Origin of the sequence: Burkholderia sp. BCC0419, from assembly GCF_902830285.1 — a bacterium.
In the GTDB taxonomy this organism is placed as follows: domain Bacteria; phylum Pseudomonadota; class Gammaproteobacteria; order Burkholderiales; family Burkholderiaceae; genus Burkholderia.
Genome location: NZ_CADESR010000001.1, coordinates 1,703,776 through 1,716,818 on the forward strand (window position 1 = coordinate 1,703,776; position 13,043 = coordinate 1,716,818).

General features: G+C 69.0%; 12 protein-coding genes. All 12 read right to left on the reverse strand.

Going from position 1 to position 13,043, the window contains the following annotated elements; genetic code table 11:
• Positions 1 to 47 precede the first annotated feature (47 nt).
• A complete protein-coding gene (locus HWW87_RS07635) occupies positions 48 to 1,283 on the reverse strand; it encodes an ABC transporter substrate-binding protein (protein WP_175819810.1) in 1,236 nt (411 codons plus the stop codon).
• A gap of 336 nt (positions 1,284 to 1,619) precedes the next feature.
• Positions 1,620 to 2,057 carry a hypothetical protein gene (locus HWW87_RS07640; protein ID WP_174430427.1) on the reverse strand — a complete coding sequence of 146 codons (438 nt, stop codon included), beginning with the start codon at positions 2,055 to 2,057 and terminating at the stop codon, positions 1,620 to 1,622.
• 191 nt (positions 2,058 to 2,248) lie between these two features.
• Positions 2,249 to 3,172, reverse strand: coding sequence for an ABC transporter permease (locus HWW87_RS07645; RefSeq protein WP_175819811.1), 924 nt, complete (start codon positions 3,170 to 3,172; stop codon positions 2,249 to 2,251).
• On the reverse strand, positions 3,172 to 4,044 hold the full coding sequence (locus HWW87_RS07650) for a sugar ABC transporter permease (protein ID WP_175819812.1): 873 nt from the start codon (positions 4,042 to 4,044) through the stop codon (positions 3,172 to 3,174). Before HWW87_RS07650 ends, HWW87_RS07645 begins: the two co-directional genes overlap by 1 nt.
• A 49-nt stretch (positions 4,045 to 4,093) precedes the next feature.
• Positions 4,094 to 5,173, reverse strand: coding sequence for an ABC transporter ATP-binding protein (locus HWW87_RS07655; protein WP_175819813.1), 1,080 nt, complete (start codon positions 5,171 to 5,173; stop codon positions 4,094 to 4,096).
• Between the two features lie 49 nt (positions 5,174 to 5,222).
• Complete coding sequence (locus HWW87_RS07660) at positions 5,223 to 6,389, reverse strand: extracellular solute-binding protein (protein WP_175819814.1); 1,167 nt, start codon at positions 6,387 to 6,389, stop codon at positions 5,223 to 5,225.
• A gap of 304 nt (positions 6,390 to 6,693) precedes the next feature.
• Positions 6,694 to 7,269 (reverse strand): alpha/beta hydrolase, encoded by a 576-nt coding sequence (locus HWW87_RS07665; protein WP_175819815.1) that lies wholly within the window; start codon positions 7,267 to 7,269, stop codon positions 6,694 to 6,696.
• 30 nt (positions 7,270 to 7,299) lie between these two features.
• Positions 7,300 to 8,628, reverse strand: coding sequence for an MFS transporter (locus tag HWW87_RS07670; protein ID WP_175819816.1), 1,329 nt, complete (start codon positions 8,626 to 8,628; stop codon positions 7,300 to 7,302).
• A gap of 163 nt (positions 8,629 to 8,791) precedes the next feature.
• Complete coding sequence (locus HWW87_RS07675; RefSeq protein WP_175819817.1) at positions 8,792 to 9,847, reverse strand: 3-keto-5-aminohexanoate cleavage protein; 1,056 nt, start codon at positions 9,845 to 9,847, stop codon at positions 8,792 to 8,794.
• 136 nt (positions 9,848 to 9,983) lie between these two features.
• A complete protein-coding gene (locus HWW87_RS07680; protein ID WP_175819818.1) occupies positions 9,984 to 10,832 on the reverse strand; it encodes a TauD/TfdA family dioxygenase in 849 nt (282 codons plus the stop codon).
• A gap of 10 nt (positions 10,833 to 10,842) precedes the next feature.
• Positions 10,843 to 11,823 (reverse strand): quinone oxidoreductase, encoded by a 981-nt coding sequence (locus HWW87_RS07685; RefSeq protein ID WP_175819819.1) that lies wholly within the window; start codon positions 11,821 to 11,823, stop codon positions 10,843 to 10,845.
• An 18-nt stretch (positions 11,824 to 11,841) separates the two neighbouring features.
• Complete coding sequence (locus HWW87_RS07690; RefSeq protein WP_175819820.1) at positions 11,842 to 12,804, reverse strand: universal stress protein; 963 nt, start codon at positions 12,802 to 12,804, stop codon at positions 11,842 to 11,844.
• Positions 12,805 to 13,043: the final 239 nt, after the last annotated feature.

A 13,043-nucleotide genomic window follows, 5' to 3' on the forward strand; every position in this document is an offset into this window, starting at 1 on the left:
GCAGCCCTCCAGGACCGGGATGGCCTCGCGCGCGGCCATCCGGCCGGTTATCTGGCCGATGCGTCCAGCGGCGTGACGCGGCCGTGTGCGATTTCGGTGAGGAACACGTCGTCCAGCGCCTGGTGATCGTCGGCGCCCAGGGTCACCGCCAGGCCGCCCAGGTCGAGATCCCGGATCGATTCGAGCGCCTGCTTCAGCGTGGCCCGCGTCGGTGCCGGGCCCGCGCGTTCCAGCCCGATCAGCGCGAGCTTTGCGTCGAGGCAACCCTCGATGTGCACCACGCCGACGTGCTCGTCCGGAAAGCGCTGTGCGATCAGCCGCGCGCAGTCCCGGACAACCGGGCGCTCGTTCTGCGGCAGCGGCACGACCTGCGAGATCAGCGTGCCGTTCCCTTCGTCGCCGAGCAGGCGCAACAGATCGTCGGCGCCGACGAACGACACCGCCGCGAGCCGCGCCGTGAGGCCTTCGCGGTGCGCCGCGCGAATGAAGGCGGCGACCGGCGTATACGGGCCGACCATGATGACGACGTCCGGCCGAGCGTCGAGTACGGCCGCGAGGCCCGTGTCGACCGCCGTCGTGCCGCGGCGGAACGTGCCCGTGGCGACGACCGCCAGGCCGTGGCGCTGCAGCGCGAGCTGCGTGCCCGCCAGCACCGCGAGCCCGAAGCCGTCGTCCTGATAGAACACCGCGAAGCGCTTGGCATGGTCGTGCGCGATCAGATGGTCGACCAGCGCGCGCGTTTCGTCTTCATAGCTCGCCCGGATGTTGAAGACTTCCGGAATCACCGGCTTGCGCAGCGCCATCGCGCCGCTGAACGTGCCGACGAGCGGAATGCCGACGTCCCGGATGATCGGCAGCACCGCGGTGCTCGTCGGCGTGCCGACATAGCCGAACAGCGCAAGGACGTTGCGCCGCTCGATCATGTCCAGCGTGTTGTCCACCGTCCGGTCGGGTTCGTAGCGATCGTCGGCGACGACGAGATCGATCTTCCTGCCGTGCACGCCGCCATGTGCGTTCGCGTCGTCGAAGACGGCTTGTGCGCCGATCATCAGCCCGTGTCCGAGGCCGGCGGAATTGCCCGACTGCGCGTTGACCATGCCCAGGCGGATGGTGTCGTCGGTCACGCCCGGTTCTGCCGCGAAACCGGTGCCGCGGCCGGTCAGCGCGACGCAGCACGCGATCAGCGCCAGCGTCCGCCTGAAGCCGGGACGGACGAGCGCGGGCCATCCATTCGACGACCCGATACCCGAACACATCCGTGCGACAGACTCGCTCTCGTCCATGCTGGGCTCCCCTCCGGCACCCGGTTATCTTGATCTGATGGTGCGCCCCGCCGCATGTCGCACCGCTGCTGGGGTACGTGTCGATTAGTCATATATATAGTTTGCATCCCTTGCGACTGCAAGCCGGAGGAGCGGATGGACGCTGTTTGTCGGGAGGGTCGCGGATGTTGCACTGCTGCGGCGGAACGCAGCGACGCAGAATTGCGTTTTCCGGAATTTCGATTCGCTTTTCAATGCGTCGATTCGTTGCGGAAATCGGCTCATACGAGCCGGGACGCGCGCGGGGGCGCGCGTAGCCGGTGCGGCTGTGTCCTCAACGATAGGGACTGCGATCGATTACTGCGGCGCCGATGCCCCGCTGGCCGCATTGCCGGGCCATGCCTTGCCGATCTTGTCGATCAGCGACTTGGCGGCGCCGGTCGCGATGGCGGCGTCGACGCCCGACGTCTGCCACGAACCGTCGGCGGCCTGCACGAAGGTCAGGTTCGCACGCGACGGCGCGTAATCGGCATTGCGCCACGTGACCACCACGTCGCATGCGTACGTGCGTTCGCCGACCTTCCTGCAATCGCCGTCGGGCTTCGCCGAGATCACGTCGGCCGATACGGGCAGCGGCTGGCCGAACAGCGCGTTCAGGCCGCCGTGGTTTTCCGCTTCGAGCGCGCGGCGCACGGCGGCGTCGACGTCGCTCGATCCGGGACCGTCGTGGAGCAGGTTGCAGGCGGCAAGCAGCGTAGCGGCACAGCCGAGCGTCAGCAGCGTGGGAAACTTCATGGCTATCCGTGAATCGGGTGAACGTCGGGCGGCAGGCGGCGATGCCTGAGAATGCATCGCCGAGCCGGTACGCCGCGTAGTCTGCAACGTCCGCGCGTCGTTCGCGGTATCCATTTGTAACCAATTGCACGGATGCATACGGAACGACGGGCGGCACGCTGCCCCGCCGCCGTTCGCACCGACCGCCGCGTTTACTGCCGTTCCTGCTTCACGCGGCTGACGAGTTGGGTCGGACTGACGAACTGCAGCGCGATCACGACCCACACAAGGGTGATGGCCATGTAGATCATCGCCATCGCGTCGATCGACTGCGGCGCGCGCACGCCGGTCGAGAACACCGCGTAATACAGCGCGACGACGAGCGTCTGCGTGCTCGGGCCCGCGGTGAAGAACGTCAGCTCGAACAGCCCGATCGTGCGCACCAGCACGAGCAGCCCCGCCGCGAGCATGCCGGGCACCAGCAGCGGCAGCAGCACGTAGCGGAAATAGCGCCACGTGTTCGCACCGAAGATGCGCGCGGCGGCTTCCAGGTTCGGATCGATCTGCTCGACGAACGGCGTCATGACGAGGATCACGAACGGCAGCGCCGGCACGAGGTTCGCGAGGATCACGCCCGGCAGCGTGCCCGCGAGCCCGATCTTGTACATGACCGTCGCCATCGGAATCCCGTACGTGACGGGCGGCACCATCAGCGGCAGCAGGAACACCAGCAGCGCGAAGCGCTTGCCGCGAAACTGCACGCGCGCGAGCGCATACGCGGCCGGCACGCCGAGCGCGATCGACAGCAGCACGACCGCGCCGACGACCTCGACGGTCACCCACAGCACGCTCGCGAGCTGGAAGTCTTCCCACGCCTTCGCATACCAGTGCAGCGTGAAGCCCTGCGGCAACGGCGTGCCGAACCAGCGCGTCGCGACCGAGTTCACCGCGACGGTCGCGATCAGCAGCATCACGTTCAGCAGGAAGAACGCCATCAGCCCCCAGACGAGCGCCTTCCACGCGCGGCCGGCGAGATGGCTTCTCATCGGGTGCGGTTTTCCCGTGTCGACGGGGCGCGCGTCGGGTGCGTCGTGCTTCGGCGGCCACGTGCGAGCGGCATGATTGTCGGTCGCCATCAGCCCTTGCCTCCCGTCACCGCGCCCGTATAGAAGAAGCGGCGCGCGCCGAGCATCGATGCGACCACCAGCAGCTGCACGAAGCCCATCACGATCGCGATCGCCGACGCGAGCGAATAGTCGTAGCTCTCGAACGCGGCTTCGGCCGCCGCGATCGAGATCACGCGCGTCGGGCCGGCCGGCGCGCCGAGCAGCACGGCCGACGGGAACACCGAGAACGCCTGCACGAACGACAGGCACGCGGCCATCGTGAGCCCGGGCACGAGCAGCGGCAGGTAGATCTGGCGAAACTGCTGCCACGGGTTCGCGCCGAGCGTCGCAGCGGCACGCGCGAGCGTCGGGTCGATGCCGCTGATGTACGACAGCATCAGCAGGAACGCGAACGGAAACCCCGACACGATCAGCGACAGCAGCACGCCCCAGTAGTTGTGCGTGAGGCGCACTTCGTCGGTGTACAGGTGCAGCCCCTGCAGCGCCTGCGGGAACCATCCGTTCGGCCCGAAATACGTGAGCATCCCGTCGGCGACGAGCACCGTGCCGAGCGTGACGGGAATCACGAGCAGCGTCGTGACGAACTTCTGGTACGGCGAGTTGCGGCGCAGTGCGAACGCGACGGGCACCGCGATGCCGACGTTGAGCAGCGTCGCCGGCACCGCGAGCTTCAGCGTGACGAGCACGGTCGGCCACATCGCGGTGTCGGTGAAGAACTGCACGTAGTTCGCGAGCGCGCCGCCGCCGTTCATCGGCTGGAACGACAGCACGAGGCCGTACGCGAACGGATAGATGAACAGCGCGGCGATGAACGCGAGCGCCGGCGTGACGAGCCAGGCTTTCGCGTCGCGCAGTGCGCGGCCGGTCGCAAGCGTGCTCATGCGGCCTCCGGGCGAGACGCCGCCGCGCATGCCGTCTGGCGCAGCCCGTTCATGGCACGTCTCCCGCATAGACCAGCGTGCGCGCCGGCGCCACGCGCAGCCGCAGCGGTTCACCTTCCGTGAACTCGCCGGCCACACGGGCCCAAATCGCGCCGAACGGCGTGATCGCGCGGATCAGCGAGTCGCGGCCGCCGTACTCGACGGTCTCGACGGTCGCGTCGAACGCATTGTCGGCGCCTTCTTCCGCGCGCTCGATGTCGTCGGGGCGCAGCGCGACCACGACCTCCTTCGCGTCGAAACCGGCCATCGGCACGCCCGCGAGACGCACGCCGCCCGACGCGACGTTCACGTAATCGCCGGCCATCCCTTCGAGCGTAAACGGCAGCACGTTGCGATAGCCCATGAAGCGCGCGACATGCAGATTGTGCGGGCGCGTGTACACGTCCTTCGGCGACGCGACCTGCTGCACGACGCCCTCCTTCATCACGACGATGCGGTCGGCCATCGACAGCGCCTCGTCCTGGTCGTGCGTCACGTAGATCGTCGCGCGTTCGAGCTGCGTGTGGATGCGGCGGATCTCCGCGCGCATCTCGATGCGCAGTTTCGTGTCGAGGTTCGACAGCGGCTCGTCCATCAGCACGAGCGGCGGCTCGATCACGATCGCGCGCGCGATCGCGACGCGCTGCTGCTGCCCGCCCGACAGTTGCCCGGGCAGCTTGCCTTCGTGGCCGACGAGCTGCACGAGCTCGAGGGCCTGCTGCGCGCGCCGCCGCGTTTCCTGCTTCGGCACGCCGCGCATCTTGAGGCCGAAGCCGACGTTGTCGAGCACCGACATGTGCGGAAACAGCGCGTAGTTCTGGAACACCATCCCGAAGCCGCGACGCTCGGGCGGCAGCACGTCGATGCGCGTGTCGTCGAGCCAGATGCCGCCGCGCGTGAGCGGCTGCAACCCGGCGATGCAGTTCAGCGCGGTCGATTTGCCGCAGCCGGACGGGCCGAGCAACGCGATGAACTCGCCGCGCCGGATCTCGAGGTCGAGCCCGTTCAGCGCGGCGACCTGCGCGCCTTGCGCATTGGTGAAGCTGCGGGACACGCCGTCGAGCCGCAACCGTTCGAAACTGTGCTTCATTACGCGAACTCCGTCGGCGCGGGCGCCGCGGCGCCCGCGGGTTCATGCGTCATTTCGACTTCTGCGAACCGATCTCGCGGTCCCACTTCTGGAACGCGGCGACCATCGCCTGCGCGTTGAGCGGCTGCACGTGCGGGCGATCGGCGAGCAGCTTCGCGTACTCCGGGCGACCGAATTTCCGGATCACTTCCTGGCTGTGCGCCGGCGCCATCTCGAGCGTCACGCCTTTCACCGCCGGGCCCGGATAGAAGTAGCCGTCGTCGTAGGTCATCGCCTGCTGCGCCGGTTCGAGCAGGAAGTTCATCAGCTTGAACAGCACGTCGAGCTTGTCCTTCGGCACGCCCTTCGGGATCACCATGTAGTGCGCGTCGTTCACCCACGTCATGTTGTCGAACGCCTGGATCCGGAATTCGGCCGGCACGATGCCGAGCGCGCGCGGGTTGAGGTCCCAGCCGGTGACGGTCACGGTCATGTCGCGCGTGCCTTCGCCGAGCTCCTTCATCACCGCCGACGTGCCGCCCGGGTAATACGGCACGCATTCGTTCAACTGTTTCAGGAACGCCCAGGTCTTGTCCCAGCCGTTGATCGGGTCCTGCGGATTCTTGTCGCCGAGCACGTACGGCAGCCCCATCAGGAACGTGCGGCCGGGGCCCGAGTTCGCCGGGCGCGCATAGATCAGCTTGTTCGGGTGCGCCTTGCACCAGGCGAGCAGTTGGTCGGGCGTCTTCGGCGGGTCGCTGACCTTCGCCGGGTTGTATTCGAGCAGCGGGCCGGCCGGCATGTAGGTGACTTCGAGGCCGAAGCCCTGCGCCACATCCTGCATCTTGCGCGGGCCGGGCGCGTACCTGTCGAGCACGCCGGGGAAGGCGGCCGCGTTGTCGGGCAGGAGCTTCTGCCACAGGTTCTGCTCGATGCCGGCAGCCAGCGCGTCGGTGCCCGTCAGCACGAGGTCGATGTCGGAGCGCCCTGCCGCCTGCATCGCCTTGATCTTGCCCGGCAACTGCGGCGCGGGTGCGTTCGTGAACGTGACGTTCGCGACGAGACCCGGGTTCTTCTCCTTGAACGCCTCGATGGCCTTCTGCGTGAGCTGCAGATTGCCTGCGACGTCGACGATGTTCAGCGATACGGGGGCGGCAACGGCCGCGGCGGCCGACAGCGTGAAGCCCAGTGCGAGTGCGATCCGGCGGACACGGCGAGCGATCGGGGTGGTGTTCATGTCTCCTCACTTCGGTCGGTGGATGGGACCTTTCTTGTCAGGAAATCATGACGGCGTTATACGATGTCGGTCAACAAAAAACCACGGAATGCGGGGGCGGGACTTTCCCTGACAAAAAGCTTCCGTTCGGTGATGAATTGCGCGCTGACCAAGGTCACGGCATCGATGGCGTAGTAAGTGTTAGGACATCGTATCTCGCCGGGCGGCGAAACGGAATCGAGTCGGGGCCGTTTGGCGGCCCGTCGGGGACGGAAGGCGCGCCAGTGGCTCGATCAGCTCCGGTGCGCGGTGGATGGATCTTCAGTCAGGCCGCGCCGAGCGCCGCCACTTCGCCGATCAACCGCTCCGCATCACACCACTCGCCATACCCGGACGCCGGGTTGAGGTGCCCGACCTCGCCGAGATCGACGAGCCGACTGCCCCACCCTGCTGCCAGTGCTCTGGTGCGCTCGAAGCGCGCGAGCGGATCGTTGCGGCTCGCAGCCACGATGCTCGAAAACGGCAGCCGCCCCGTCGGTACCGGGGTCCAGCCGTGCGCGGCGAGCGCCTCAGGCGTCGGATAGCCTTCGGGCATCGGCGTATCGAGATCGGCCGGCGCCGCGAGCAGCGCACCATGAATCGCGCGCGTGGCCTGCCGCGCCCAGTGCGCGACGATCATCACGCCCGCACTGTGCGCCACGAGCATCACCGGGCCGTCGATGGCGGCCAGCGCCGCATCGAGTGCTGCGACGCGCGCGGCGCGGCTCAGCTTGTCGGCGTCGAGCGGCGCGACAGAGCGCGTGTTCGGCAAGCGTCGTTCGAGATGCGTCTGCCAGTGATCTTCGACATGATCGCGCAAGCCGGGCACGATCAGGATGGTGGGTGCGGTCGCCAGGGTCATGCAGCCTCCAGGAAGCGTCAGGAAGAAGGTTCAGGAAAGTCGTGTCGCGCGCCGTTCGCGTTCGACGCGCGCGAGATCGGCCGCGTAGCTCGCGCGCCCGACCGCAAACAGCACGGCGGCCGCGAGCGGCACGACCGGGATCCATTGCAATGCGCCGACGAGCCCGGCGCGGTCGGCCGCCCACCCTGTGAGCAGCGGGCCCGGCGCCATGCCGAGCAGGTTGTTCGCGAGCGTGAGCGTCGCGAACGCCGACGCGTGGATCGCGGCCGGCGTGAGGTTCGCGACCATCGCGCCCGATGCGCCGGACGCGCCCGCGCCGACCAGCATGCCCGCGCAGATCAGCGCGAGCTGCAGCGGCCCCGGTGGCAGCCGGAACGCGACCGCGAGGCAAACGCCGGTGAGCACGCAATACGCGATCGCGGTCAGCCATTTGCGCGAGCCGTCGGCCCGCCCGACGCGGTCGGTGACGATGCCGCAGCCGACCATTCCGACGCCGGCGAGCAGCACGAAGCCGGCCGCGAGCACGGCCGCGCGGTCGGGCGCCATCGCGTAGTAGCGGTTCAGGTAGCTCGGCAGCCACGCGAACAGCGCGCCGGGCACGAACAGGTGCAGCCCGCTGCCGACATACGCGCAGATCACCGAGCGCGATGCGAACAGCCCCGACATCAGCGCACGCACGCTGCCGCGCAGGTCGCGTGGCGCATCGGCATCGGGCCGGCACGGTTCGACGCGGCATGCCGCGAGCCGCCGTTCGGTTACTACGCAGCGGTACGCGACGAGCAGCACGATGCCGAGCGCGGCCATCACGCCGAACGACCAGCGCCAGCCGAGATGCGCGCCGACCAGCCCGCCGAGCGCCATCCCGAACACGGACCCGAATGCGCCGCCGGCCATGAACGCGCCGGTCAGCGTCGCACGCAGCCGGGCCGGAAAGATGCTGAGGATCAGCGCGACGCCGACGCTGCCGTACGCGGCTTCGCCGAGCCCGACGAGGCCACGCGCCACGAGCATTTCCGCGTAGTTGGTCGACAGCGCGCAGCCGAGCGTCGCGACGCTCCACAACGCGGCCATCAGCACGATGCTGCGCACGCGCCCGAAGCGGTCGGCGAGCACCGACAGCGGAAACGTCAGCAGCCCGACCAGCAGCGCGACGACGCCGGACAGCGAACCGAGCTGCGTGTCCGACAGCGCCCACGCGTGCTTGAGCAGCGGAAACACCGCGTTGAGCACCTGCCGCGACATGTAGTCCGACAGCAGCAGCCCGACGGTCAGCCCGAACACGAGCCACGCATACGCAGGTGCGCGACGCTCGGTGGCCGTCAGGTCCTGCAGCGACGGCTCGACGTGATGAATCAACATGCGTGTCTCCTCCGGCACTGGGGCGGCAACGCGCCCGGCGCGGCTTGCGCGGCCCCGCTCCGTTTCGCGGAGCTTGCCTCGCGCAATACCGATACGCGAGGATGGGTGCCGCGCCACATCGATCGGCGGGCGGCGCTCGCGGGCCGCCCGGATGCGCGGCGCGTCAGGCCGCGCGCAGCGGCACGCTCACCTGGCCCGGCCGGCGGTTCGGCGCCATCCCGAGCTGCGCGAGCGTCTCGTCGACGCCGTCGTACTGCACGCCGATCCGGTAGATCGCCTTCGCCTCCTTGCCGGTCGCGATCTCGCGGCCGAGCTCGCGCGCGATCCGCACGCACTGCTCGACCTGCTGCACCGACGTCATCCGGTTGCCCTTCTGGTCGATGATCGTGTCCTCGATCCCGCAGCGCGGATGCAGGCCCAGCGCCATCGCGACCGTGTTGATCGGCAGCACGTTCTTCATCAACGATTCGAGCGTGATGCACGCGCCGTCCGGGCAACGCCGCACGAATTCCATGAAGTTGTACGGATTCGGGCCGTCGAAGCCGCCGCCGATGCCGACCCACGTGACGTTCAGCGGGCCGCGATAGACGCCGCGGCGGATGATCCGCTCGAGCGTTTCGAGCGCGTGCATGCCGGTGAGCTGGAAATGCGGCTGGATGCCGGCCGCCTGCAGGCGGCGCAGGTGTTCGTCGACCCAGCCGGGGCCGGCCGGCACGGTCATCTCGCGGTACGCGTCCCACAGCGCGGCTTCGTTCAGCGACGTGCCGGCGATGTCCTTGCGGCTCATCAGCTCGGTAATGTTCATCTGCACGGTGTTGATCGCGACCGTCACCTGGTCGGGCTTCGGCGTCAGCTCGGCGAGCATGTGGCGCGTGTCGTCGGACAGCCATTTCGCTTCGGCGCCGTCGCCTTCCGGCGCGAACGAGATCGAGCCGCCGACCTGCAGGATCATGTCGGGCACCGCTTCGCGCAGCCGGCCGAGCAGCTCGTTGAATTTCGACAGCCGCTTGCTGCCCTTGCCGTCGAGTTCGCGCACGTGCAGGTGCAGCACCGTCGCACCCGCGTCGTAGCAATCGACGGCCTTCTGCACGTGCTCGTCCATCGTCACCGGAATGTCTTCCGGAAAATCGGCGGGCATCCATTCGGGGCCGTACGGCGCGACCGTGATGACTACCTTGTCCTGGTTTTCCGGGTGCAGCGAATCGTCGAGAAATTGCATGTCGTCCTCCAGTGGGAATCGTTGTGTTTCGGGCGTACGACCGTACAGGCGTGCGTATCCCACCGCGCCGGGCGGCGGGCCCGGTGCGTTGCGTTGCGTTGGGTCGAGAATCGGTTACGGTGCGGGGGCGCTGAGGTCAGAACGGCACGTCGCCGACGATGCCCGCGCGCTCCATCCTGCGCACGCACGGCGGGTAGTCCATCACCGCGTAGTGCTGGGTGCTGCGGTTGTCCCAGATCGCGACGCTGTTCTTCTTCCAGCGCCAGCGCACCTGGTATTCGGGGATATAAGCCTGGCTGATCAGGTAGTGCAGCAGCTGGCCGGCGCCGGGGTTCGCGTCCTGCCCGAAGCGCACGCGCCCGGGCGTGTGGAAGTTCGTGAAATGCGTCGTGAACGCATTCACGTACAGCACCTTCTCGCCGGTTTCGGGGTGCGTGCGCACGACCGGGTGCTCGGCGTCCGGATACTGCGCCTTCAGCGCGAGGCGCTTGTCGATCGGCATCGCCGCGCCGAAGCTCGCCTCGATGCTGTGGCGTGCACGCAAGTCGTCGATCTGCTGCTTCACGTGCGCCGGCAGGTTCTCGTATGCGAGCACCATGTTCGCCCACATCGTGTCGCCGCCAACCGGCGGACCGTCGATGCAGCGCAGCACACAGCCGAACGGCGGCGCCACGCGCCAGCTCGCATCGCTGTGCCACGCATTCTCGTAGCGGTCGTTCGGCTGGTCGGGCGACTTGTAGATCCGCACGAGCCCCGGGTGCTCGGGATCGCTGCCGGCGACCGGATGATCCTCGAGCTCGCCGAAGCGGCGCGCGAACGCGACGTGCTCGGCGCGCGTGATGTCCTGGTCGCGCAGGAACAGCACGCGATGGCGCAGCAACTGCGTGCGGATCTCGGCGAACAGGCCGTCGTCGTGCACGGCGTCGGCGAGGCTCACGTCCAGCAGTTCCGCGCCAATCGCGCAGGTCAGGGGTTCGACTCGCATGCGCGCCTCCTCAGACGATGAATACCGACGAACCGGTCGTCTTGCGCGATTCGAGATCGCGGTGCGCTTGCGCGGCGTCCTGCAGCGCGTAGCGCTGGTTGATCTCGATCTTGATGCGGCCGGCCGCGACGTGTGCGAACAGTTCGCCGGCCAGGTCGTTCTTCTCGGCCGGATCGGCGATGTAGTCGGCCAGCGCCGGGCGCGTCAGGTACAGCGAGCCCTTCATCGCGAGGCGCTGCGGATCGAACGGCGGGATCGGGCCCGACGCGGTGCCGACGCAGACCATCAATCCGCGCCGCTTCAGCGAATCGAGCGAGCCTTCGAAGGTGTCCTTGCCGACGCTGTCGAACACGACGTCGACACCGGCGCCGTCCGTCAGCTCGCGCACGCGCTTCGCGACGTCCTCGCGGCTGTAGTCGATCGTATGGTCGCAGCCGTGCGCGCGGGCGATCGCGGCCTTGTGTTCGCTCGACACGGTGCCGATCACCGTGAGCCCGAGCAGCTTCGCCCATTGCGACACGATCAGCCCGACGCCGCCGGCGGCCGCATGCAGCAGGATCGTGTCGCCCGGCGTGAACGCATGGATGCGGCGCAGCAGGTAGGCCGACGTGAGGCCGCGCATCGTCATCGCGGCAGCCGTTTCGCACGCAATACCGGCCGGCAGCCGGACGAGCGGCGCGGCCGCGATCAGCCGCTCGGTGCTGTACGCGCCGAGCGTGTTCAGGAAGCCCGTGTAGGTCACGCGGTCGCCGACGGCGACGTTCGTCACGCCCGGGCCGACGGCCTCGACCACGCCGGCCGCCTCGACGCCGATGCCGGCCGGCAGCGGAACCGGATACAGGCCGCTGCGGAAATACGTGTCGGCGAAGTTCAGGCCGACCGCCTCGTGCCGCAGGCGCACCTGGCCGGGGCCCGGCTCGCCGACGTCGACCGCCTCCCAGCGCAGCACGTCGGGGCCGCCGGTTTCATGGAATCGCACTGCATGTGCCATCTTGTTCTCCGTCAGTCGTCAGTCCGATGCGCGTCGCGCATCGGCGGGTTCGTTCGTGCCCGGCGTCGTCGCGGTTGCGTCGTCCGCCGGCGGTTGGTCCAGTCCGGCCCAGTCGGCGTCGCCGAGGTAGCGCCGCGCGGCCGGGAAAATCACGCCTTCCATCCGCCCCATCTGCTCGAACGCGCCGTGCGCATAGCGGGCCAGCGCGGTGTCGAACGCGGCCGACGGCAGCCCGTCTTCGGCGAGCCGGGCGAGCGCGCCGAGGGCGTGCGTGTCGCGCTGCCGCTGGCGGTCGAGTTCGTCCAGTTCGGCCGCGACGCACTCCGTCCGAACGCGCAATGCCGCGAACAGCCGTGCTTCGTCGGCCGTGCCGAACCGGGCGTTCTGCAGCGCGGCGAGCGACGCCAGCGCACGCCGTGCGTCAGCCGCTTGCCGCTGCGGCGCGTGCGCGGCGTCGCCGGACGCCATCAGCGCGTGCAGCAGCACGCCGACCATGCGATGCGCATCGAGGCAACGCGCGATCACGCGCGCCGCTGCGGGCGCCCGGTGCGACGGGCAGACGAGCACCGGCACGCCGCTCGTCGCGAGCAATTGCCGCCGCCGGGCGCAGGCCGCCGCATCGGCATCGGCCGGCAGCGCCGCGACGCCGATCAGGTCGCAGTCGAGTTCGGCGGCCAGCGTGCCCGGTGATGCGTCGCCGCTCACCGGGTGGCCGGCCCCCGGATGGCCGGCCCCCGGATCGCCGGCCGCCGGATGGCCGGCCCCCGCGATCGCATGGGACAGGCCCTGCGCCCGCGCGGCGGCTTCCACTTTCGCACCGTGTTCCGGCAGCCGCGCTCCGGATAAACGCGAGTCCGGCGAGGCGGTGGGCAGCACGAACGTGACGCGGGCACCGACCGCACGTGCCAGTTCGAGCGCATCACCGATCGCGTCGATGCCGCCGGGCGCGCCGTCGACCGTCACGAGCAGATGGCGGTACATCGTGCCGCTCCGCTTATCCGGCGGTCGGCGCGCTGCACTGCGCGCCGGTCGATACGATCTTCATGGCTGCCCTCCTCGTCGTGTTCGTCATGCATCGGAATCCATGCTATCGGCGCCGTGCCGGCGCGGCCCCACTCGCCGCGGGGGGGATTGACGCGCGAACGCGGTTCGACCGATCCTTCCCCCACGCCCACCCCGGACGCTGGCCCGCAAGGCCCCGCCGGACTCCACTGCTGCCC

What these genes read in the sequence shown, in the direction of transcription:
- HWW87_RS07635 (WP_175819810.1), bottom strand. Translation starts at nt 1,283, where the DNA reads ATGGACGAGAGCGAGTCTGTCGCACGGATGTGTTCGGGTATCGGGTCG.
- HWW87_RS07640 (WP_174430427.1), bottom strand. Translation starts at nt 2,057, where the DNA reads ATGAAGTTTCCCACGCTGCTGACGCTCGGCTGTGCCGCTACGCTGCTT.
- HWW87_RS07645 (WP_175819811.1), bottom strand. Translation starts at nt 3,172, where the DNA reads ATGGCGACCGACAATCATGCCGCTCGCACGTGGCCGCCGAAGCACGAC.
- HWW87_RS07650 (WP_175819812.1), bottom strand. Translation starts at nt 4,044, where the DNA reads ATGAGCACGCTTGCGACCGGCCGCGCACTGCGCGACGCGAAAGCCTGG.
- HWW87_RS07655 (WP_175819813.1), bottom strand. Translation starts at nt 5,173, where the DNA reads ATGAAGCACAGTTTCGAACGGTTGCGGCTCGACGGCGTGTCCCGCAGC.
- HWW87_RS07660 (WP_175819814.1), bottom strand. Translation starts at nt 6,389, where the DNA reads ATGAACACCACCCCGATCGCTCGCCGTGTCCGCCGGATCGCACTCGCA.
- HWW87_RS07665 (WP_175819815.1), bottom strand. Translation starts at nt 7,269, where the DNA reads ATGACCCTGGCGACCGCACCCACCATCCTGATCGTGCCCGGCTTGCGC.
- HWW87_RS07670 (WP_175819816.1), bottom strand. Translation starts at nt 8,628, where the DNA reads ATGTTGATTCATCACGTCGAGCCGTCGCTGCAGGACCTGACGGCCACC.
- HWW87_RS07675 (WP_175819817.1), bottom strand. Translation starts at nt 9,847, where the DNA reads ATGCAATTTCTCGACGATTCGCTGCACCCGGAAAACCAGGACAAGGTA.
- HWW87_RS07680 (WP_175819818.1), bottom strand. Translation starts at nt 10,832, where the DNA reads ATGCGAGTCGAACCCCTGACCTGCGCGATTGGCGCGGAACTGCTGGAC.
- HWW87_RS07685 (WP_175819819.1), bottom strand. Translation starts at nt 11,823, where the DNA reads ATGGCACATGCAGTGCGATTCCATGAAACCGGCGGCCCCGACGTGCTG.
- HWW87_RS07690 (WP_175819820.1), bottom strand. Translation starts at nt 12,804, where the DNA reads ATGTACCGCCATCTGCTCGTGACGGTCGACGGCGCGCCCGGCGGCATC.